Genomic DNA, 20544 nt, shown 5'->3' with positions numbered 1-20544 from the left:
GGGTAGACTTCCACCAGTGGTACGACGCGCGCAGCCGGAGCGCACCTGTGTGGGCTGCCGACAGCGTGCGCCGGCCAGTGAGTTATTGCGGATCGTCGCGATCGACGACGAGGCCGGCTACGGTCTCCGACCCGATCCGGCCCGCAGACTGCCGGGTCGGGGAGCGAACATGCACCCGGATCCGGCCTGCTTCGCGCAGGCAGTGCGGCGCCGCGCCTTCGGGCGTGCGCTGCGCCTCGCCGGGGTTCCCGATGACGGAGCCCTCGCGGAGTACCTGACGCGTCAACCACCACGTCCGGCCACCCGGTCGGGCGAGGTTCGCTAGCAAGGTAGGACGACCAGCATGAGCACACGATGAAGTCCCAGAAATGACCAGGCTTCAAGTGCACGAGTGAGGTCGCTGCGGGTGCTGCCCGCACGACCTCGGAGTGAGGAGTGCAGTGGCAGGTAAGGCCCGCGTACACGAGCTTGCAAAGGAGCTCGGGGTCGAAAGCAAGACCGTTCTCGCCAAGTTGAAGGAAATGGGCGAGTTCGTGAAGTCCGCATCGAGCACCGTCGAGGCGCCAGTCGCCCGGCGGCTGCGTAGCGCCTTCGTCGCCTCCAGCGGAGCTGGTGCTCCGGCGGCTGCGCCGTCGGCCGCGCCGGCTCCAGCGGCACCGACCCCGTCGCCGACCCCCGGCGAGCCCCGGATCACCGCCAAGCCGACGCCGCCTCGGCGTCCGGCGGCTCCCGGGCCCAAGCCGAAGGCCCCGGTGCCCGGTCCGCCGCCGCCGGCGGCCCCGGTCGCCAAGCCGGCGAGCGCTCACGACATCGAGGTGGCCGCCGCCGAGGCGCGTGCGGCTGCGCTGAAGGCTGAGCAGGAGGCTGCGGTCAAGGCCGCGCAGGCCGCCCGTCAGCAGCAGCGTGACAACGTCCGCCGGGAGCCCCCGGCGGAAGGGACCGCTCGTCCGGGTCCGGGTCCCCGTCCGGGCCCCGGCAACATGCCGCCCCGTCCGGGTTCCCCGGCCGCGGGCCGCCCTGGTGGTCCGACCCCCGGCCCTGGTGGCCGGCAGGGCCGTCCGCCGGCGCGGGGCGCCGGTAACAACCCGTTCGGCATCCAGGGCAGCCAGCAGCAGCGTCCGCCGGCCGCCGGTGCCGGTGGGCCCCGTCCGAGCCCGGCGTCCATGCCGCCGCGGCCCAGCCCGGCGTCCATGCCGCCGCGGCCCAGCCCGGCGTCGATGCCGAGCCAGCGTCCCGGTCGTCCGGGTGGTCCTGGCGCCGGTCGTCCCGGTGGTGGCGGCGGTGCAGGTCGTCCCGGTGGTGGCGGCGGTGGCGGTGGCTACCGTGGCGGCCCCGGTGGTGGCGGCGGTGGCGGTGGCTACCGTGGCGGCCCCGGTGGTGGTGCCGGTGGCGGTGGCTACCGTGGCGGCCCCGGCGGTGGCGCCGGTGCTGGCGGCGGTTTCCGGCCAGGCGCGCCGGCTGGCGGCGGTGGCCGTCCGGGTGGTGGCGGTCGTGGCCGTGGCGGCGGTGCCGCCGGTGCCTTCGGGCGTCCGGGTGGCAAGCCGACCCGTGGTCGCAAGTCCAAGAAGCAGCGCAGACAGGAGTTCGACAACCTGTCGGCTCCGACCATGAGCTCGGGTGCTCCCCGGGGTCAGGGGCAGACGGTCCGGCTCTCCCGGGGCGCCTCGCTGTCGGACTTCGCCGACAAGATCAACGCCAACCCGGGTTCGCTGGTCCAGGAGATGTTCAACCTGGGCGAGATGGTCACCGCGACCCAGTCGTGCTCCGACGACACCCTGCTGCTGCTGGGTGAGCACCTTGGCTTCAACGTGCAGATCGTCAGCCCGGAGGACGAGGACCGCGAGCTGCTCGCGCAGTTCAACATCGACCTCGACGCCGAGGTCGCGGAGGACCGCCTGGTCAGCCGTGCGCCGGTGGTGACCGTCATGGGTCACGTCGACCACGGTAAGACCAAGCTGCTCGACGCGATCCGTAAGGCGAACGTGGTGGCCGGCGAGGCCGGTGGCATCACCCAGCACATCGGCGCCTACCAGGTCCACGTCCCGCACGAGGGCGAGGACCGGGCGGTCACCTTCATCGACACCCCGGGTCACGAGGCGTTCACCGCCATGCGTGCCCGTGGTGCCCAGGTCACGGACATCGTGATCCTGGTGGTGGCGGCCGACGACGGTGTGATGCCGCAGACCATCGAGGCGCTCAACCACGCCAAGGCGGCGGACGTGCCGATCGTGGTCGCGGTCAACAAGGTCGACAAGCCGGAGGCGAACCCGGACAAGGTCCGCCAGCAGCTGACCGAGTACGGCCTGGTCGCCGAGGAGTACGGCGGCGAGACCATGTTCGTCAACGTGGCCGCGAAGCCCGGCATCGGCATCGAGGACCTCCTCGAAGCGGTGCTGCTGACCGCCGACGCGTCGCTGGAGCTGACCGCTCCGATCGACGGGCCGGCGCAGGGTGTGGCCATCGAGGCGCACCTGGACAAGGGCCGCGGTGCGGTGGCGACGGTGCTGGTGCAGAAGGGCACCCTGCGGGCGGGCGACTCGATCGTCGCCGGTGGGGCGCACGGCCGGGTCCGGGCGATGCTCGACGAGAACGGCAACCAGGTCACCGAGGCTGGTCCGGCACGTCCGGTCATGGTTCTCGGTCTGACCGCGGTGCCGGGCGCGGGCGACACCTTCCTGGCTGCGGCGGACGACCGTACGGTGCGGCAGATCGCCGAGCAGCGCCAGGCGCGGCGGCGGGCGGCGGCCTTCGCCAACTCCCGTGGCCGGGCCACCCTTGAGACGCTCATGGAGCAGCTCAAGGAGGGCGAGAAGACGTCGCTCAACCTCATCCTCAAGGGTGACGTCTCCGGTTCAGTGGAGGCCCTGGAGGACGCGCTGTTCAACCTCGACATTCCCGAGGAGGTCCAGCTCAAGGTCCTCGACCGGGGCGTCGGCGCGATCACGGAGAGCAACGTCATGCTCGCCAGCGCCTCGTCCGAGCCGGTCACGATCATCGGCTTCAACGTGCGGGCCTCGAACAAGGTCCGCGAGATGGCCGACCGCGAGGGCGTGGAGATCCGGTACTACACCGTCATCTACCAGGCCATCGAGGAGATCGAGGCGGCGCTCAAGGGCCTGCTCAAGCCGGAGTACGAGGAGGTCGAGCTCGGCACCGCGGAGATCCGCGACGTGTTCCGCTCGTCCAAGATCGGCAACATCTCCGGTTGCATCGTCCGGTCGGGTGTCATCCGGCGCAACGCGAAGGCGCGCCTGCTGCGCGACGGCACGGTCGTGGCGGACAACCTCACGATCAGCTCGCTCAAGCGCTTCAAGGACGACGCGACGGAGGTCCGCGAGGGCTTCGAGTGTGGTCTGACCCTGGGTGGTTACAACAACGTCCAGGTCGGCGACGTGATCGAAACCTTCGAGATGCGGGAGAAGGTTCGCGCCTGATCCTGCGGTGACGCACTGATCAAGGGGTTTACGCCGAAAGGCGTAAACCCCTTGATCATGTGGGGTGGGGTGCGGGTAGTGTCCGCAGACGATGTACACCGCAACCGCAGTATTCGACCTGCTGCTGCCGGGTGACTCCCGGTCGCTGAAGGCCAAGAGATCCTACGTACGGCCGATCGTGGCGGCGCTGCGCCGCTTCGAGGTCTCGGCCGCTGAGGTGGGCGCGCTCGACCTGCACGGGCGAGCGGAGATAGGTGTGGCGGTCGTGGCTGCCGAGGCGGCGCACGCCCGCGAGGTGCTCGACTCCTGTGAGCGAATGGTGGCCGGTCGGCCGGAGATCGAACTGCTGTCGGTGCGTCGCCGGCTGCACGGCGAGGAGGACTGACCGGGGCATCGGCCGCCCCGCGCGGGGGCGGGTGCGGCGCGGGTAGGGTTCGAGTTGTCAGGGCCGGTCCGGGCCCGGTGACGTTCGGCGTCATCCGGTCCGGTCGGTAGCGGTACGCCGTGGAGGTGGCGAGATGACGGATCCGGCCAAGGTACGCCGGCACGCGGAACGGGTGCGTGAACTGGTCGCGTCGGTGGTGCGGAGCCAGATCAAGGACCCGCGGCTGGGCATGATCACGATCACCGATGCCCGGATCACCGCCGACCTTCGCGACGCCACGGTCTTCTACACCGTGCTCGGTGACGCGGCGGCCCAGGCGGGCACCGCAGCCGCGCTGGACAGCGCCAAGGGCATGCTGCGCAGCACGGTCGGCAAGGCGCTCGGCGTGCGGCACTCGCCGACCCTGACCTTCGTTCTCGACGACGTGCAGGATCAGGTCAAGCACATCGACGATCTGCTCGCGGCGGCCCGTAACGCCGACGCCGAGGTGCAGCGCCTCGCGGCCCGGGCCGCGTACGCCGGTGACGCCCAGCCGTACCGCCTGGAGGCCGAGGAAGAGGACATCGACGAGGCCGAGGACGGCGACGAGGCCGACGCTGGCGACTCCGACGGGGACCGGGGCGGGGACCGGCGGTGACCGCCCCGTCCGGCGGTGCCACGACCGAGGTGGGGCCGACTGACACGCCGCCGGGGGCGGCGCGGGTCGGTGTCGGCGGTGCGGTCCCGGAGCAGCCGGGTTCCTCCGGTGCGGTCCCGGACCGGCTGGCGGGCGCACAAGCCGGATCGGCGGGCGCACTAGCCGGATCGGCGGGGCCGACCGAGGCGGACTGGGCGGCGGCAGTGGCGGCGGTGCGCCGGTTGCCACCGGACGCCCGGGTGCTGCTGATCTGCCACGTCAACCCGGACGGTGACGCGCTGGGCAGCATGCTCGGCTTCGGGCTCGGCCTGCGCCGGCTCGGCGTGGGGCGGTTGCAGGCGACCTTTCCCGGCCCGCCGGAGATTCCCGAGCCGTTGCGCGGGCTGCCCGGCATGGAGTTGCTGGTGCCGGCGACGGAGGCGGAGCCGGCACCGGATCTGGTCATCTGTTTCGACGCGGCGAGCACGTCGCGCCTCGGTGAGCTGGCCGGCCGGTTGACCGGGACCGGCACCGCCCTGGTGCTCGACCATCACGCGTCGAACCCCGGCTTCGGTGACGTCAATCTGGTCGATCCGGGTGCCGCGGCGACGTCGGTGGTCGCGGAGGAGTTGCTGGCTCGGCTCGGCGTACCGCTCGATGCGGGCATCGCCGAGTGCCTGTACGTCGCGCTGAGCACGGACACCGGCTCGTTCCGGTTCGACGCGACCACCGCGTCGGTGCACGAGATGGCGGCCCGGCTGTTGGCCACCGGCATCCGGCCCGGCGAGATCTCCCGGCGGATCTTCGACAACCGTCCGTTCGGTGCGGTGCGACTCTTCGGAGAGGTGCTCGGTCGGGCCCGGCTGGAACCCGCCGCCGCCGGTGGGATCGGCCTGGTGTGGACCTACGCGACGCTTGACGACCTGGCGCGGCACGAGCAGCGACCGTACGTGCTGGAGGCCCTCATCGACCCGGTGCGGTGCACCGCGGAGGCCGACGTGAGCTGTGTGGTCAAGCAGACCGGGCCGGCCGAGTGGGCGGTGTCGCTGCGCAGCAAGGGCGCGGTCGACGTCAGTCGGGTGGCCGTCGCGCTGGGCGGTGGTGGGCATCGCCTCGCCGCCGGCTTCAGCGCCCGGGGGACCGTCGACGAGGTCATCGAGCGGATCCGGACGGAACTGAACGTGCCTGCGGTACGGGAAGGCGTCGACCGGCAGGGGTGATATCAGGGTCGCTTCCGGGGGTGTCGACATTTCCGTACCTGGACAGGATCGGGAGAATCGGATGATGGAGCAGCCCCACGACCTCACCCTCGACGCCCCTCGTACCTGGGAACGCCCGGTCGTCAGCGTGCCTGTGCTCGTCGCTCTCTCTCTGGTCGGCGGTCGTTTCCCGTCCTTCTCGACGGAGGCCAACCTCTATGTCTTCGGTACCGGCGGTGTGCTGATCTGGCTCGGTCTGTCGAACCGGGTGCCGCGCCGGCCGGCGCCGCGGCGGCTGAGTTCGGGTGCGGTCTGGTGGACGCTGCCGGTGCTGGTGTTCGGCGTCTTCGAAGGTGCGACATTCTTCTCGGCCGCGGGCGAGGATTTCCCCACCTTCTCGTTGCTGGCGGACCCGCTGCTGGAGGATCGGCTGGTGCGGTCGGCCGGCTGGCTGGTGTGGCTGTCGGCGTTCTGGGGGCTGGTGCGGCGATGATGCGGGCAGTGGCGATCGGTGGATTTCTGGTCGGGTTGGCGCTGTTCGGGCTGGTGGAGTGGCTGGCCCGCCGGGAGGGTTCACGGATTCCGACCCTCGGTGAGGTATGCGCCTACGTGATGCGTTACGAGGTGGGCCCGGTCCCGGTCGGGCGGATCGGGCTGTTCGGTTTCTGGTGGTGGGTGGGGTGGCATTTCCTGGCTCGGTGACGGGGGCGGACCTGTCCAGATGCCGGGAACACCGGACAACATGTGGACCTGAACGATAACTTGGGTATCGGCCGACGCCACTATGGCGCAGGTCAGGATGGCGGAGCCATACCCTGCACCGCTTTCCTCCAGGGTCGACCGACCCGGGCCGTAAGGTCGTCCAACCACCCGCTCCGGCGACCCCGGAGCCCGTGGCCGGGCACCGTCAGCGACACCGCCCGTGACGCGCCGCCGTGTTCGGCGACGCGCGCCCTGGAAGGGGTTCCACCATGGCCGCCAAGCCCAAGCCCGAGACCACCGACGAGGCCCGCGAGCAGGCCCGCCGCGCCCTGCAGACCTCCATGGACACCCGTCAGTGACGGTACGCGACCGGCGGTGACGCCGAGCCGCCCCCGTGCGTACGGCGTCACCGTCCGGCAGTTCTCCTGCTCCATCCGACCCTCCGCTGCCCGCCCGACGGTGTGACACGACCCGCCGAAGGTAAGCAGCGCCTCGGTCTTGTCTCCTTACACATCGCGTGCCAGTATCGGCGGCGATGAGCCACTCCACGCCCGCCGTCGACCAGGTCGCCTCGCTGCGCCGGATCGCCGCGCTCGCCCTGCCGGCCCTCGTGGTCCTCGCCGCCGAGCCGCTCTACGTCCTGGTGGACACCGCTGTCGTCGGACACCTCGGCCAGGTCCCGTTGGCGGCGGTCGCCGTCGGCGGCACCGTGATGACCCTCACCGCCTGGGTGGGCACCGTCGTCGCGTACGGCACGACCGGGCGGGCGGCTCGCCGCTTCGGCGCCGGCGACCGGGCCGCCGCGGTGGCCGAGGGTGTCCAGGCGTCCTGGCTGGCCCTGGCCCTGGGTGTACTGGTCGCCGTCGGCATGCAGGTGGGTGGCCCGGCGCTGACCGGTGCCCTGGCCGGCGGTGGTGACGTGGGCCGGGCCGCCGGCGAATGGCTGCGGATCGCCGCGTTCGGCGCACCCGGGCTGCTGCTCGCCGCAGCCGGCAACGGCTGGCTGCGCGGCGTACAGGACACCCGACGGCCGCTGTGGTTCGTGGTCGGGCCCAACCTGCTCTCCGCAGTGCTCTGCCCGGTGCTGGTCTACCCCGTGGGCATGGGCCTCAACGGCTCCGCGGTGGCGAACGTCATCGCCCAGACCCTCTCCGGAGTGCTCTTCGCCGCGGCACTGGTGTCCGAGCGGGTGGCCCTGCGACCCCGTCCGCGGGTCATCGGCCAGCAACTCGTACTCAGCCGCGACCTGTTGATCCGGGGCCTGGCGTTCCAGGCCAGCTTCCTGTCCGCGACGGCGGTCGCCGCCCGGTTCGGCGCCGCCGCGGTCGGTGCCCACCAGATCGCGGTACAACTCTGGTTCTTCGCGGCGCTGGTGCTCGACGCGCTGGCGATCGCCGCGCAGGCGCTGGTCGGCGCCGCGCTCGGAGCCGGCGACGCGGTGGCGGCAAGCACGCTCGCCAAACGGATCGGTCGGTTCGGTGCGGTCTGCGGGGCGGCGTTCGCCGTGCTGGCCGCAGCCGGTGCGGGCGTGGTGCCGACCTGGTTCAGCTCCGACCCGGGCGTACACGAGCAGGCGTTGGTGGCCTGGCCCTGGTTCGTCGTCATGCTGCCGCTGGCCGGGGTGGTGTTCGCCCTCGACGGCGTCCTGATCGGTGCCGGTGACATCCGCTATCTGCGAAATCTGACCATGGTCGGCGCCCTCGGCGGATTCCTTCCCGCGATCTGGCTCTCCCACGCCTTCGCCCTCGGCCTCGGCGGCATCTGGGCGGGTCTGTTGCTGTTCGTCGTGATCCGGCTGATCGGCCTGCTGCTGCGCCTGCGCAGCGGCGCCTGGGCGGTCACCGGGGCGGTCCGCACGGAGAGCCGCGCGCGAACCGCCTCCTGAGCCCCTCCGGCCGGCGGGTAGGTCGCATCCTGTCGGCCGTCTCGGATCACCCGCAGGGGTCAGCTCTGGCCGTAGAGGGCGTAGACCAGCAGCACCAGGGCCATCACCAGGACCCAGGAGACGACCATGGCGACCAGCTTGAAGGCGGTCGGATAGCGCTGGTATAGGCGCTCCCGGTCCTGCCAGGCCCACCAACGGCGGCGCAGCCGGTCCGCGCCGGGCAACGCGGCGAACGCCTGGGCGATCCGGCCGCCCAGGGTGCGCCTCGGCGGTGGCGGATCGAGCATCCAGGCCGGCAGCGTGCTCGCCGGTCGGGGCGTACGCAGGTGGATCTTCTCTTCTGTGGCGGGCCGCTCGGTGGGTGTGCCGTCGCTGGTCATCTCGGTCTCCCCGTGGTCGGCGGCGCCGGTCGGCCGACGCCGCTGTCAGCTCATCGTTACAGCCGGGTTCCACACCGTAAATCCGGTTTCGGGGGCCGGTCGTCCGCTGCCGAGCGCGCCACGTCGATCTGGCAGGCTTGCACGTCGTGAGCACAGACGGTCTGATCGTGGTGGACAAGCCGGGCGGCATGACGTCGCACGATGTGGTGGCGCGGCTGCGCCGCCTCGCGCGTACCCGGCGGGTGGGCCACGGAGGCACCCTCGATCCGATGGCCACCGGCGTGCTGGTGATCGGGGTGGGGCGGGCGACCCGCCTGCTGACGTACGTGATCGGTGCCGACAAGACCTACGCCGCCACCATCCGGTTGGGGCAGTCCACAGTCACCGACGACGCGGAAGGCGACGTGATCTCCACCGCACCCGCCGGTGGCGTGACCGATGAGGCGATCCGCGCCGCCCTGGCCGCGCTGACCGGCGAGATCGACCAGGTGCCGAGCGCGGTCAGCGCCATCAAGATCAATGGGCAGCGGGCTTACAAGCGGGTGCGGGACGGCGAGAGCGTCGACCTGCCCGCCCGGCGGGTCACCGTGTCCCGGCTGGACGTCCTGGCGATCCGCCGCGACCAGCCCGACCTGGTGGACGTCGACGTCGAGGTGGCCTGTTCGACAGGCACGTACATCCGGGCGATCGCCCGGGACGCGGGCCTGGCGCTGCAGGTCGGCGGGCACCTCACCGCCCTGCGGCGTACCGCTGTGGGCGGTTTCACCCTGGCCGAGGCCGCCACCCTCGACGAGCTGGAGCAACGGGCGCCCGAGGTGGTCGATCTGCCGCTGGCGGCGGCGGCCGCCCGGTTCTTCACCCGCCGGGACGCCAGCCCGGACGAGGCGAAGGTGCTCTCCCACGGCGGACCACTCGACGCGGTCGGCCACGCCGGGCCGTACGCGGTCTTCGATCCGGCCGGCCAGCTGATCGCTATCGTCAGCGAGCGGGCCGGTCGGGCCCGCGCGGAGATCGTGCTCGCCCCGGCGTGACAGCGGCCGGTGCACCGGGGCGGGACACCGGCGACACCGGCGACTTCGGCGACAGGAAAGGATCAGCATGCAGCGGTGGCGGGGGTACGACGCGGCGCCGGGGGGCTGGGGACGCGCGGTCGTCACCATCGGTGTCTTCGACGGCGTGCACAAGGGCCACCAGGCCACCATCGGGTACGCGGTGGCCCGCGCCCGGGAGTTGGGCGTGCAGTCGGTCGTGGTCACCTTCGATCCGCACCCGGCGGAGGTGGTCCGGCCGGGCTCCCATCCGGCGGTGCTCACCGAGCCGGCCCGCAAGGCGGAGTTGATCGAGGCGCTCGGCGTCGACGTGCTCTGTGTGGTGCCGTTCACGCCCGAGTTCTCCCGGCTGCCGGCCGAGGCGTTCGTCCATGACGTGCTGGTCGAGCACCTGCACGCCGCGCTGGTGGTGGTGGGGGACAACTTCCGGTTCGGGCACCGGGCCGCCGGGGACGTGGCGTTGCTGGAGCAACTCGGTCGTACCTTCGGCTTTGCCGTGGAGAGCGCCCCGCTGGTGGCCGAGGCCGGCACGGTCTTCTCCTCGACATACATCCGCTCCTGCGTGGATGCCGGCGACGTGACGGCGGCGGCCAGTGCGTTGGGCCGGCCGCACCGGCTGGAGGGCGTGGTCGTCCGGGGCGACCAGCGCGGCCGGGAGCTGGGCTTCCCGACCGCGAACCTGCTCTGCCACCGGTACGCCGCGATTCCCGCCGACGGCATCTACGCCGCCCGGCTGATCCGGCGCGGCCAACGTGAGCCGCTGGGCGCGGCCGTCTCGATCGGCACCAACCCGACCTTCTCGGGGCGGGAACGTCGGGTCGAGGCGTACGCGCTGGACTTCACCGGCGACCTGTACGGCGAGCGGCTGGCCCTGGATTTCGTGGCGCATCTGCGGGGGCAGGTCCGCTTCGATGGCATCGAGCCGCTGGTGGCCCAGATCGCCCAGGACGTCGAGCGGACCCGCCGGGCGCTGGACTGACCCGCCGGGCGCGGCACTCAGTGGCCTCATCCGGGCGATCGGGACGAGGTGCTGGTAGGCTGGCGGAGACGTCGGCTGACCGACGTGAGTCCTCGCATGTCTGCTCGACGCCGCGGATGCGAGGACGGTCCGGAGACGGTCCCCAGCCTGTGGCAATTCAGCCTGGCCCGCACGGACTTGCATCGACAACCCACTGAAACAGGGAGAACATGGCGCTCGACCAGCAGGCAAAGGCCAAGATCCGCGAGGAGTACGCGACCGCCGACGGTGACACCGGGTCGCCGGAGGTACAGGTCGCGGTCCTCACCAAGCGGATCGCCGATCTCACCGAGCACCTGAAGGTGCACAAGCACGACCACCACAGCCGCCGTGGGCTGCTGCTGCTGGTCGGCCGCCGCCGTCGGCTGCTCAACTACGTGCAGAAGAAGGACATCAACCGCTACCGGTCGCTCATCGAGCGGCTCGGCCTGCGCCGGTGACGTGAGACGGGGGAGTGGCCACCGGGCCGCTCCCCCGTCGGCGTCCCACCTCCAGACACGGGCTGCGGGCACCCAGACAGGGGAGCCGTCGGCGTACCGGTCTCCGGTAGTGGCCTCCGGGCATCCGGCATCTCGTCGGTGGTCCCGGGCGCTTCGATCGAAGACCGGCCGTCGGTACAGCTCCCGCTCGTGGCCCCCCGATGCGAAGGAGCATTGCCGCACCATGACCGAGACCAAACTCGGCACCGAATCCCGCACCGCCGTGATCGACAACGGGTCCTTCGGCACCCGTGAGATCACCTTCTCCACCGGCCGGCTGGCCCGTCAGGCCGCCGGCTCCGTCATCGCCCAACTCGGCGAGACGGTCGTCCTCTCCGCCACCACCGCCGGCAAGCAGCCGAAGGAGCAGTTCGACTTCTTCCCGCTGACCGTCGACGTCGAGGAGCGGATGTACGCCGCGGGCCGCATCCCCGGCTCGTTCTTCCGTCGCGAGGGCCGGCCCAGCGAGGACGCCATCCTCACCTGCCGCCTGATCGACCGGCCGCTGCGCCCGTCCTTCGTCAAGGGCCTGCGCAACGAGGTCCAGGTCGTCGAGACGATCCTCGCGCTCGACCCGCAGCACCCGTACGACGTGGTGGCGATCAACGCCGCCTCGATGTCGACCAAGCTGTCCGGCCTGCCGTTCTCCGGCCCGATCGGGGCGACCCGGATGGCGCACGTCGACGGCCAGTGGGTCGCCTTCCCGACCCACGACGAGCTGAGCCGCGCCACCTTCGACATGGTGGTGGCCGGTCGGGCCCTGGCCGACGGCGACGTCGCGATCATGATGGTCGAGGCCGAGGCCACCGAGCACACCGTCAAGCTGGTCGCCGACGGTGCCCCGGCCCCCACCGAGGAGGTCGTGGCCAGCGGCCTGGAGGCCGCCAAGCCGGCCATCCGTGAGCTGTGCCGGGCGCAGAGCGAGCTGGCCGAGGTCGCCGCCAAGCCGGTCGCCGAGTTCCCGGTCTTCCTGGACTACCAGGACGACGCGTACGACGCGGTTGCCGAGGTCGCTCGCGCCGACGTCGCCGAGGCCCTCCAGATCGCCGGCAAGGCGGACCGCGAGGAAGCCCTGGACGCGATCAAGTCCCGCCTGGTGGAGGAGCTCGGCCCGCGCTTCGAGGGCCGGGAGAAGGAGCTGTCGGCTGCCTTCCGCTCGCTGACCAAGTCCGAGGTGCGCAACCGGGTCCTGCGTGAGCAGGTCCGCATCGACGGGCGTGGCCCGCGCGACATCCGGCCGCTGAGCGCCGAGGTCGGCGTACTGCCCCGGGTGCACGGCTCGGCGCTGTTCGAGCGCGGCGAGACGCAGATCCTCGGCGTCACCACGCTCAACATGCTGCGCATGGAGCAGGCGCTGGACACCCTCTCCCCGGAGAAGTCCAAGCGCTACATGCACAACTACAACTTCCCGCCGTACTCGACCGGTGAGACCGGCCGGGTCGGCTCGCCGAAGCGTCGCGAGATCGGCCACGGCGCGCTGGCGGAGCGGGCACTGATCCCGGTGCTGCCCGCGCGCGAGGAGTTCCCGTACGCCATCCGCCAGGTCTCCGAGGCGCTGAGCTCCAACGGCTCCACCTCGATGGGTTCGGTCTGCGCCTCGACGCTGGGTCTGCTCAGCGCCGGTGTGCCGCTGAAGGCCCCGGTGGCCGGCATCGCCATGGGCCTCATCTCCGACGAGGTCGACGGCAAGACCCAGTACGTGACGCTCACCGACATCCTCGGTGCCGAGGACGCCTTCGGTGACATGGACTTCAAGGTCGCCGGCACCCGGGACTTCGTGACCGCGTTGCAGCTCGACACCAAGCTCGACGGCATCCCGTCCGACGTGCTGGCCGCCGCGCTCCAGCAGGCCCACGAGGCCCGGCAGACCATCCTCGACGTGATGCAGCGGGCCATCGAGGCTCCGGCCGAGATGTCCGACTACGCGCCGCGGGTCACCACGGTGAAGATCCCGGTCGACAAGATCGGCATGGTGATCGGCCCGAAGGGTCAGACCATCAACGCCATCCAGGACGAGACCGGCGCCGAGATCTCCATCGAGGACGACGGCACGATCTACGTCGGCGCCACCAACGGCCCGTCGGCGCAGGCGGCGGTCGAGCGGATCAACGCGATCGCCAACCCGACCATGCCGAAGGCCGGCGACCGGTTCCTCGGGACGGTGGTCAAGACCGCACCGTTCGGCGCGTTCATCTCGCTGCTGCCGGGTCGTGACGGCCTGCTGCACATCTCCAAGGTGGGCGACGGCAAGCGGGTCGAGAAGGTCGAGGACTTCCTCAACGTCGGCGACCGGGTCGAGGTCGAGATCGCCGACATCGACCAGCGCGGCAAGATCTACCTGGACAAGGTCCGTCCCGAGGGTGCCGAGGCACCGGCTCCCGCCGAGGCGGGTGGCGAGCGGCCGGCCAGCCGTGGTGACCGGGGTGACCGTGCCCCGCGTGACCGGGGTGACCGTGAGCGCGGCGGTGACCGGGGCGGCCGTGGCCCGGAGCGGGGCGAGGGCGGCGAAGGCGGCGGCGAAGGTGGCGGCGATTCCCGGCCGCGCCGGCGCACCCGGCACAGCTGATCTCCCACCCGTACTGAACTGATCCGCTGACCGGCCGGGCGACGAAGTCGCCCGGCCGGTTCGTCACCGTCCACCACCCTCGTCGTACTGGAAGCAGGTTGCCGTGAGTCGTACCCGGCGTTCGTTCCCGTCCGTGGCTCGCCCGGGGGCGACGCCACCCGGCACCGACCGGCACGCCGTCGGCACCATCCGGTCGGCCGGCGGCTCGACCCGGGCCGTCACCCGGACGCTGAGCGAGGACCCCCTGGGGGGTACGGTGCGCCGCACCGTGCTGCCCAGCGGGCTGCGGGTACTGACCGAGGCGATCCCGGCGATGCGGAGCGTCTCGTTCGGCATCTGGGTCGCCGTCGGATCGCGGGACGAGACCGGGCCCACGGCCGGAGCCGCGCATTTCCTGGAACACCTGCTGTTCAAGGGCACCCACAAGCGGGGCGCGCTGGAGATCTCCTCGTCGATCGAGGCGGTGGGCGGTGAGACAAACGCCTTCACCACGAAGGAGTACACCTGCTACTACGCCCGGGTGCTCGACGAGGACCTGCCGCTGGCCATCGACGTGATGTGTGACCTGGTCGCCGACTCGGTGCTGGAACCGGCCGATGTGGAGACCGAGCGGGGCGTGATCCTCGAAGAGATCGCCATGCACGACGACGAGCCGGGCGACGAGGTGCACGACCTGTTCGCCCGGGCCGTCTACGGCGACCATCCGTTGGGCCGGCTGATCTCCGGCACCTCGGACACGGTCACCCCGATGACCCGCCGCCAGATCCAGACCTTCTACCGGCGTCGGTACGTCGCGCCGCAGATCGTCATCGCCGCCGCCGGCAACCTCGACCACGCCGCCGTGGTCCGGCTCGTCCGGCAGGCGCTGCGCGGCACCCCCCTGGACACCGACCCGGCGTCGCCCGCGCCGCACCGACCGGCCACCCCGGCGGTACGCACCCGGGCCGCCAGCACTGTGGTGCAGGTGAAGGAGACCGAGCAGGCGCACGTCGTGCTCGGCTGCCCGGCCATCGACCGGCTCGACGAGCGTCGCTTCGCGCTCGGCGTACTGAACAACGTGCTCGGCGGCGGCATGTCCAGCCGGCTGTTCCAGGAGATCCGGGAGCAGCGAGGGTTGGCCTACTCGGTCTACTCCTACGCCAGCCAGTACGCCGACAGTGGACTGTTCGGCGTCTACGCCGGTTGTGCGCCCGGGCGGGTCGACGAGGTGCTGGAGCTGACTCGCGCCGAACTGGCGCGTACCGCCGAACAGGGCATCACCGAGGCCGAGCTGGCCCGGGGCAAGGGGATGAGCAAGGGGTCGTTCGTGCTCGGCCTGGAGGACACCGGCTCGCGGATGAGTCGACTGGCCAAGGGTGAGCTGCTCTACGGCAACCTGATGCCGGTCAACGAACTGCTCGACCGGGTCGACGCGGTCACCCTGGACGACGTCAACACCCTCGCCGCCGACCTGCTCGCCCGACCCATGTCCCTGGCAGTCGTCGGCCCCTTCGCCGACCGCGACTTCTCCGCCTGACCGTCCCCGCCCCGCCCTGCTCGCCCCGCCCTGCTCGCCCGGGCTGGTCTCGGGGCGGGCGGAGATCAACACCGTTACGGCGCGATGGCGGTGACCCGGTCGGCCGGATACCGCCACTGCGGCGTAACGGAGTCGATCACGCCGTATCTGCTGCCTCTGGCGGTGGCTGCGGAGCCGCTTGGGATAGGTTGTGCCGCGTGACTGACGAGCGGGAAAAGGGTGGGCCGATCCGGGTCGGCGTGCTGGGTGCGCGGGGTCGGATGGGTGCCGAGGTGTGCAAGGCCGTCGACGCCGCTGCCGACACGACGCTGGTGGCGGCGGTGGACCAGGGCGACGAACTGGCTGCGGTGGCGGACGCCGGTGCGCAGGTGGTGGTCGACTTCACCACCCCCGGTGTGGTCATGGACAACCTGCGCTGGTGCATCGAGCAGGGCATTCACGCGGTGGTCGGCACCACGGGCTTCACCGAGCAGCGCCTCGACCAGGTGCGCGACTGGTTGGCAGGCAAGCCGGGCGTCGGCGTGGTGATCGCCCCGAACTTCGGCATCGGCGCCGTACTGATGATGCAGTTCGCGGCCCGCGCGGCCCGGCACTTCGAGTCCGTCGAGATCATCGAGCAGCATCATCCGCGCAAGCTCGACGCGCCCAGCGGCACCGCCACCCACACTGCCCGCCTGATCGCCGCGGCCCGCGCCGAGGCCGGCCTGGGCCCGGTGCCGGACGCCACCGCCGACGAGGTCGCCGGTGCCCGCGGCGCCGACATCGACGGGGTACGCGTGCACGCGGTCCGCGCCACCGGGCTGGTCGCCCACCAGGAGGTGCTCTTCGGCACCACCGGTGAGACGCTGACCATTCGGCACGACTCGTACGACCGGGTCTCGTTCATGCCCGGCGTGCTTGTCGCGGTCCGCGCCGTCGGCAACCGCCCCGGCCTGACCGTCGGCCTGGACCCACTGCTCGACTGACCGTTCGAGACCGGTCAGGAGCCCGCGTGGTGGGCCTTCAGGAGGCGTCGGTCGGCTCGGTGGGGACGGTCGGGTCGGTGGGGGTGGTCGGCTCGGTGGGGACGGCGACGTGCAGCCGGAGCTGGGGGACCAGCATGTCGTCCACGTCCAGCGCGCGGCCCGCGCCGTCGGGTTCCCAGCCGGCGGCGGTGAGGAACTTGCGGGACGCCTGGTCGCCCTCGAACACCCAGGCCAGGGCCGTGCTGAAGCCGGATTCGCGCCACAGGTCGACGCTGGCGGCCAGCAGTCGGCTGCCGTGTCCACGGCGGCCCCACCGGGGCTCGACCAGCAGGTCGGTCACCGCGACCACGTCCGGGCCGAGGGCCTCGGCCGGCTCGTTCGGGGCCAGCGCCTCGGCGTCGACCGGACCGGAAGCGGCGAAGCCCACCAGATACGATTGCTCGGCCTGCTCGACGGCGACCAGTACCCGATGGTTCTCGCTGGGCGGTTGACGTACCGCAGCGTCCCAGCGTTGGGCGAGCAACGCCTCGTCGAGGTTGGCCAGCACGTGCCGGGGCAGCAGTCGCCGGTAGGCGACCCGCCACGTGGCGAGCTGGATGCGTGCGATCTCGCCGGCGTCCTCGGGACGCGCCGGGCGGACAAACCCGAGAGCCATGGGACGACAGCCTACGCAGGGTGAGGGAGGCGACGGTGGCGCAGGGTGCCAGGCGGACGGTCGGACAGATCGTCGTCGTGGTCGTGCTCGCTGTCGCGGTGGCCGCCTTCCTGTCCGTGGCGGCGGCCCGACACGGCTTCTTCGACCTCCAGGTCTACCGGGGGGCGTTGGTCTGGTGGGCCCGCGACGGCGGGGAACTCTACGACTACCTGCGCCCCGGCACCCAGTACGGCTTCACCTATCCGCCGTTCGCCGCGTTGCTGATGCTGCCGATGGCGTACCTGCCCTGGCACGCGGCGATCGTGGTGAGCGTGGTCGCCGGCGTGGCGACCAGCGCGGTGTTGATCTGGTGGCTGCTCGACCCGGTGTCGCGCCGGGCCGGCTGGACCCGCTGGTTCGCCTTCGCGGTGGCGCTCTGCCTCGCCGCCGCGTTCGAGCCGATGCGCGAGACCATCAACTTCGGCCAGGTCAACACGCTGCTGTTGTTCCTCGTCGCGATGGATCTGCTGCGGCTGCTGCCGGGCGGCAGCCGGTGGGCCGGCATCGGCATCGGCCTGGCCACCGCGATCAAGCTCACGCCGGGCATCTTCATCGTCTACCTGCTGGTGACCGGTCGCATCCGGGCCGCGGTCACCGCTGTCGCCGCCGCCACCGGGGCGACGGTGCTCGCCGCGGCGCTGTTCCCGGACGCCTCCCGGGAGTTCTGGACCACCGCGTTGTGGAACACCGGCCGGGTCGGTGAGCTGGCGTTCGTCTCCAACCAGTCGCTGCGTGGCGTGGTGGCCCGGCTCGACCCCACCAGCCCCAGCACAGTGGCCTGGCTGGCGCTGGTGGCCGCGACGGTGGCGTTCTGGGTGTGGCGGTCCCGCGCCGCCGTGTCCGCCGGGAACGAGGCCGCCGGCCTGGCCCTGACCGGCGCGGTGATGTGTCTGGTCAGCCCGGTCACCTGGGTGCACCACCTGGTCTGGCTGCTGCCGGCGCTGCTGCTGCTGGTCGAGGGCGCCGTGGCCGCGCCGTCGCGCAGCCGCCGACGCCGCCTGCTGCTGGCCGCCGCGATCGTCGGGTACGGGTTCCTGATCAGCCGGATCGTCTGGGCGTGGGAGAAGGACTTCACCGGCCTGGACGGGTTCGTGTTCAGCAACACGTACGTCTGGATCAGCCTGGCGCTGCTGGCTCTCCTGCCGGTGCGCGGAGCCGTCCGGGCCGACGGGCCGGCGGCCTCAGTCGTCGAGCCGTCCGGTGTAGCGCAGCTCGACCAGGCCGAGCGGCGTACGCCCGCCGGACAGCGGCACCTGATAGGTCGACCGCTCACCGTCCGGTGACAGCCCGGCCCGCTCGTAGAAGCGGCGGGCCCGATGGTTGTCCGCCAGCACCCAGACCCGGTACTGCGTCCAGCCCCGCTCACGCAGGCCGGCCCGGGCCGCCGTGAAGAGGGCCTTCGCGGTGCCGTCACCCCAGTGCTCGGGTGCCACGTACATCGCCACCACCTCGCCGTACGTCGGGTCGAGGTCACCCCGGTCCTGGTTGTTGCGGTACGGCCCGAAGGTGGTGAACCCGGCGAGCACGCCGTCGATCTCGGCGAGCAGGGTGGTGAACGGGTGCTCCGGTTCGGCGGTGCCGAGATCGCGGCGGCGTTGTGCCCAGGCGACCGGGTTGAGCCGAGCCAGCACCTCGTCCGGCATGATCCCGGCGTACCCGGCCCGCCATCCGCTGATGTGCACCCGGGCGATCGCCTCGGCGTCGGTGGCCTGCTCGCGGCGGATGGTCGGCATGACTGCCGTTCTACGCGGCCGACGACGGCAGGTCCAGCGTGGCGCACGGGTGTCGTACCGCTGACGTAGCCTGCCCGCGATGGCCACCAAGGAATCGCTCTCGCTCGCCCAGGCCCGGCGCATCGCGCTGGCCGCACAGGGCTTCGCCGACCCTGCGCCCACCGGCGCGCCCACCCGCCGGCACCTGGGTCGGGTGCTCGACCGGGTCGGCCTGATCCAGATGGATTCGGTGAACGTCCTTCAGCGGGCGCACTACCTGCCGCTCTACAGCCGGATCGGGCCCTATCCGACGTCGCTGCTCGACACGGCCGCCTACCGCGCCCCCCGGGCGCTGTTCGAATACTGGGGGCACGAGGCGTCGCTGGTGCCGGTCGGCCTGCATCCCGCGCTGCGCTGGCGGATGGTCCGGGCACAGGCCGAGGCCTGGAGCGGCATGCGCCACATCGCTCAGGAGCAGCCACAGCTGGTGGCCTGGGTCCGCGAGGAGGTGGCCGCCCGAGGGCCGCTGACCGCCGCCGAGATCGAGCACGACGCCCCCCGGACGACAGGCAACTGGGGATGGAACTGGTCGGCGGTCAAGCAGGCCCTGGAGTTCCTCTTCTGGGCCGGTGAGGTCTGCGCCGCCGAGCGCACCACCTCCTTCGCCCGCCGCTACGACCTGCCCGAACGGGTGCTGCCGGCCGAGGTGCTGGCCGCCCCGACGCCGACCGACGCCGAGGCGTACCGCACGCTTGTCGGCATCGCCGCCCGGTCCCTCGGGGTGGCTGCGGAGCAGGAGCTGCGCGACTACTTCCGGCTGCCGGTGGCCGGGGCCCGGCAGGCCATCGCCGAGCTGGTCGAGGCGGGGGAGCTGAGACCGGTCACGGTGCAGGGTTGGCGGCATCCGGCCTGGCTGCACGCCGACGCCCGGCTACCCCGGTGGGTACGCGGCAACACGCTTGTCAGCCCGTTCGACCCGTTGGTCTGGGAACGCGCCCGTGCCGAGCGGCTGTTCGACTTCAGCTACCGCATCGAGATCTACGTGCCGGCGGCGAAGCGGGTGCACGGCTACTACGTGCTGCCGCTCCGGCAGGGTGAACGCTTCACCGCCCGGGTCGACCTGAAGGCCGACCGCAAGGCCGGTGTGCTGCTGGTGCCGGCCGCCTGGATCGAGCCGGGCGCCGACCCGGGGGAGACCGCCGTGGCGCTGGCCGCCGAGCTGTACCGCCTGGCCGGCTGGCTGGGCCTGGACGCGGTGGCGCCGCCGGCCGCCGGTGACCTCGCCGCCCCGCTGGCCGCCGCCCTGCTGGGCGTGGCCGGTGTACGGTGAGGCTCGTGACGAGCGTTGACCGGCCGCCCGCCCAGCCGCACCAGCCCACGGGCGAACCAACAGCACCCGGTGTCGGGCCGAGCGGTGTCGGGCCGGGCGGTGTCGCGCCGCACGGTGGGGGGCAGGGTGAGTGGCCGCAGGGATATCCGGGCGGCTATCCGGTGGCCGAGTCGGATCGGCTGTCCCGGTTCGTCGCGCGGCTGCACGCTCGTACGCCTCGCTGGGTGGTGCCGTTGGCCGCGCTCGGCTGCGTCGGCGCGGGCATCGGCTACACCCTGATCAGCGACCCCACCCGGTCGGCGCCGGACGCCCTGCCGAGTTGCCTGCTCAAGTTGACCACCGGGCTGGACTGTCCGGGCTGTGGTGGCACCCGCGCGCTGTGGTACGTGCTGCACGCCGACCTGCCCGCCGCCGCCCGGCACCATTTCCTCTTCGTCTTCGCGCTGCCCTTCCTGGCGTACTTCTTCATCGCCTGGGCCGGCAAGCAGGCGTTCGGTTGGCGACTGCCGGAGCTGCGCGTCGGCCCGAAGGCGGTAGGCGTCTTCCTCGCCGCCTGGCTCGCCTTCTCCGTAGCCCGCAACCTCCCCTGGTACCCCTTCACCACCCTCTACGTC

General features: G+C 72.0%; 20 protein-coding genes. 17 read left to right on the top strand and 3 right to left on the bottom strand.

What is annotated here, in order from left to right:
• Nucleotides 1-16: 16 nt before the first annotated feature.
• The 8 genes from Vgi01_RS28495 to Vgi01_RS28460 all read left to right on the top strand — a co-directional run bounded on the left by Vgi01_RS28495 (nt 17) and on the right by Vgi01_RS28460 (nt 8221).
• Nucleotides 17-325, top strand: a complete 309-nt coding sequence (locus tag Vgi01_RS28495) for a YlxR family protein (protein ID WP_102660111.1) — start codon at nt 17-19, stop codon at nt 323-325.
• Nucleotides 326-440: 115 nt separating this feature from the next.
• Nucleotides 441-3434, top strand: a complete 2994-nt coding sequence (gene infB, locus Vgi01_RS28490; protein WP_204293107.1) for a translation initiation factor IF-2 — start codon at nt 441-443, stop codon at nt 3432-3434.
• A gap of 91 nt (nt 3435-3525) precedes the next feature.
• Nucleotides 3526-3819 carry a DUF503 domain-containing protein gene (locus Vgi01_RS28485; protein ID WP_013732175.1) on the top strand — a complete coding sequence of 98 codons (294 nt, stop codon included), beginning with the start codon at nt 3526-3528 and terminating at the stop codon, nt 3817-3819.
• 133 nt (nt 3820-3952) lie between these two features.
• Nucleotides 3953-4456, top strand: coding sequence for a 30S ribosome-binding factor RbfA (gene rbfA / locus Vgi01_RS28480; protein WP_204293106.1), 504 nt, complete (start codon nt 3953-3955; stop codon nt 4454-4456).
• Between the two features lie 125 nt (nt 4457-4581).
• A complete protein-coding gene (locus Vgi01_RS28475; RefSeq protein ID WP_204293114.1) occupies nt 4582-5655 on the top strand; it encodes a DHH family phosphoesterase in 1074 nt (357 codons plus the stop codon).
• A gap of 64 nt (nt 5656-5719) precedes the next feature.
• On the top strand, nt 5720-6127 hold the full coding sequence (locus Vgi01_RS28470) for a hypothetical protein (protein ID WP_102660129.1): 408 nt from the start codon (nt 5720-5722) through the stop codon (nt 6125-6127).
• Nucleotides 6127-6336, top strand: coding sequence for a DUF6186 family protein (locus tag Vgi01_RS28465; protein ID WP_199180319.1), 210 nt, complete (start codon nt 6127-6129; stop codon nt 6334-6336). The genes Vgi01_RS28470 and Vgi01_RS28465 overlap by 1 nt, the downstream gene beginning before the upstream one ends.
• A 535-nt stretch (nt 6337-6871) precedes the next feature.
• Nucleotides 6872-8221 (top strand): MATE family efflux transporter, encoded by a 1350-nt coding sequence (locus Vgi01_RS28460; protein ID WP_204293105.1) that lies wholly within the window; start codon nt 6872-6874, stop codon nt 8219-8221.
• Between the two features lie 59 nt (nt 8222-8280).
• On the opposite strand, the gene Vgi01_RS28455 is transcribed toward Vgi01_RS28460, so the two are convergent.
• Nucleotides 8281-8601, bottom strand: coding sequence for a hypothetical protein (locus Vgi01_RS28455; protein ID WP_239089209.1), 321 nt, complete (start codon nt 8599-8601; stop codon nt 8281-8283).
• A gap of 146 nt (nt 8602-8747) precedes the next feature.
• Between Vgi01_RS28455 and truB the strand changes: the two genes are divergently transcribed.
• The 6 genes from truB (at nt 8748) to dapB (ending at nt 16194) form a co-directional block, all read left to right on the top strand.
• Nucleotides 8748-9632, top strand: a complete 885-nt coding sequence (truB, locus tag Vgi01_RS28450; RefSeq protein WP_013732182.1) for a tRNA pseudouridine(55) synthase TruB — start codon at nt 8748-8750, stop codon at nt 9630-9632.
• A 67-nt stretch (nt 9633-9699) separates the two neighbouring features.
• Complete coding sequence (locus Vgi01_RS28445; RefSeq protein WP_102660116.1) at nt 9700-10629, top strand: bifunctional riboflavin kinase/FAD synthetase; 930 nt, start codon at nt 9700-9702, stop codon at nt 10627-10629.
• 209 nt (nt 10630-10838) lie between these two features.
• Complete coding sequence (rpsO, locus tag Vgi01_RS28440; protein WP_102660117.1) at nt 10839-11108, top strand: 30S ribosomal protein S15; 270 nt, start codon at nt 10839-10841, stop codon at nt 11106-11108.
• A 223-nt stretch (nt 11109-11331) separates the two neighbouring features.
• Nucleotides 11332-13713: a polyribonucleotide nucleotidyltransferase gene (locus Vgi01_RS28435; RefSeq protein ID WP_102660118.1), complete on the top strand. Its 2382-nt coding sequence runs from the start codon at nt 11332-11334 to the stop codon at nt 13711-13713.
• A gap of 187 nt (nt 13714-13900) precedes the next feature.
• Nucleotides 13901-15229 (top strand): M16 family metallopeptidase, encoded by a 1329-nt coding sequence (locus tag Vgi01_RS28430; protein ID WP_204293112.1) that lies wholly within the window; start codon nt 13901-13903, stop codon nt 15227-15229.
• A 197-nt stretch (nt 15230-15426) separates the two neighbouring features.
• The gene (gene dapB / locus Vgi01_RS28425) at nt 15427-16194 is read left to right on the top strand and encodes a 4-hydroxy-tetrahydrodipicolinate reductase (RefSeq protein WP_102660119.1); all 768 of its coding nucleotides are present in this window, start codon (nt 15427-15429) and stop codon (nt 16192-16194) included.
• A 37-nt stretch (nt 16195-16231) separates the two neighbouring features.
• Here dapB and Vgi01_RS28420 read toward each other — a convergent pair whose 3' ends face one another.
• Complete coding sequence (locus Vgi01_RS28420) at nt 16232-16849, bottom strand: GNAT family N-acetyltransferase (RefSeq protein ID WP_102660120.1); 618 nt, start codon at nt 16847-16849, stop codon at nt 16232-16234.
• A gap of 35 nt (nt 16850-16884) precedes the next feature.
• Here Vgi01_RS28420 and Vgi01_RS28415 point away from each other — a divergent pair, with 35 nt between their 5' ends.
• Nucleotides 16885-18171, top strand: coding sequence for a glycosyltransferase family 87 protein (locus tag Vgi01_RS28415; protein WP_204293111.1), 1287 nt, complete (start codon nt 16885-16887; stop codon nt 18169-18171).
• On the opposite strand, the gene Vgi01_RS28410 is transcribed toward Vgi01_RS28415, so the two are convergent.
• The gene (locus Vgi01_RS28410; protein ID WP_102660122.1) at nt 18070-18621 is read right to left on the bottom strand and encodes a GNAT family N-acetyltransferase; all 552 of its coding nucleotides are present in this window, start codon (nt 18619-18621) and stop codon (nt 18070-18072) included. The genes Vgi01_RS28415 and Vgi01_RS28410 overlap by 102 nt on opposite strands.
• Nucleotides 18622-18700: 79 nt before the next feature.
• Here Vgi01_RS28410 and Vgi01_RS28405 point away from each other — a divergent pair, with 79 nt between their 5' ends.
• Together Vgi01_RS28405 and Vgi01_RS28400 are read left to right on the top strand one after the other, a co-directional pair.
• On the top strand, nt 18701-19930 hold the full coding sequence (locus tag Vgi01_RS28405; RefSeq protein WP_204293104.1) for a winged helix-turn-helix domain-containing protein: 1230 nt from the start codon (nt 18701-18703) through the stop codon (nt 19928-19930).
• Nucleotides 19931-19935: 5 nt separating this feature from the next.
• A partial coding sequence (locus Vgi01_RS28400; protein WP_239089207.1) for a DUF2752 domain-containing protein occupies nt 19936-20544 on the top strand: 609 nt, incomplete at its 3' end.

It is taken from the genome of Micromonospora gifhornensis (assembly GCF_016863515.1).
Classification (GTDB): domain Bacteria; phylum Actinomycetota; class Actinomycetes; order Mycobacteriales; family Micromonosporaceae; genus Micromonospora; species Micromonospora gifhornensis.
The sequence above is the reverse complement of the archived record's forward strand: the minus strand, read 5'-3'. Positions and strand labels throughout refer to the sequence as shown.

Coding starts and splice junctions, on each gene's coding strand:
- Vgi01_RS28485 (WP_013732175.1), top strand. CDS start 3,526: ATGTACACCGCAACCGCAGTATTCGACCTGCTGCTGCCGGGTGACTCC.
- rbfA (WP_204293106.1), top strand. CDS start 3,953: ATGACGGATCCGGCCAAGGTACGCCGGCACGCGGAACGGGTGCGTGAA.
- Vgi01_RS28470 (WP_102660129.1), top strand. CDS start 5,720: ATGGAGCAGCCCCACGACCTCACCCTCGACGCCCCTCGTACCTGGGAA.
- Vgi01_RS28465 (WP_199180319.1), top strand. CDS start 6,127: ATGCGGGCAGTGGCGATCGGTGGATTTCTGGTCGGGTTGGCGCTGTTC.
- Vgi01_RS28460 (WP_204293105.1), top strand. CDS start 6,872: ATGAGCCACTCCACGCCCGCCGTCGACCAGGTCGCCTCGCTGCGCCGG.
- Vgi01_RS28455 (WP_239089209.1), bottom strand. CDS start 8,601: ATGACCAGCGACGGCACACCCACCGAGCGGCCCGCCACAGAAGAGAAG.
- Vgi01_RS28445 (WP_102660116.1), top strand. CDS start 9,700: ATGCAGCGGTGGCGGGGGTACGACGCGGCGCCGGGGGGCTGGGGACGC.
- rpsO (WP_102660117.1), top strand. CDS start 10,839: ATGGCGCTCGACCAGCAGGCAAAGGCCAAGATCCGCGAGGAGTACGCG.
- Vgi01_RS28435 (WP_102660118.1), top strand. CDS start 11,332: ATGACCGAGACCAAACTCGGCACCGAATCCCGCACCGCCGTGATCGAC.
- Vgi01_RS28420 (WP_102660120.1), bottom strand. CDS start 16,849: ATGGCTCTCGGGTTTGTCCGCCCGGCGCGTCCCGAGGACGCCGGCGAG.
- Vgi01_RS28410 (WP_102660122.1), bottom strand. CDS start 18,621: ATGCCGACCATCCGCCGCGAGCAGGCCACCGACGCCGAGGCGATCGCC.
- Vgi01_RS28405 (WP_204293104.1), top strand. CDS start 18,701: ATGGCCACCAAGGAATCGCTCTCGCTCGCCCAGGCCCGGCGCATCGCG.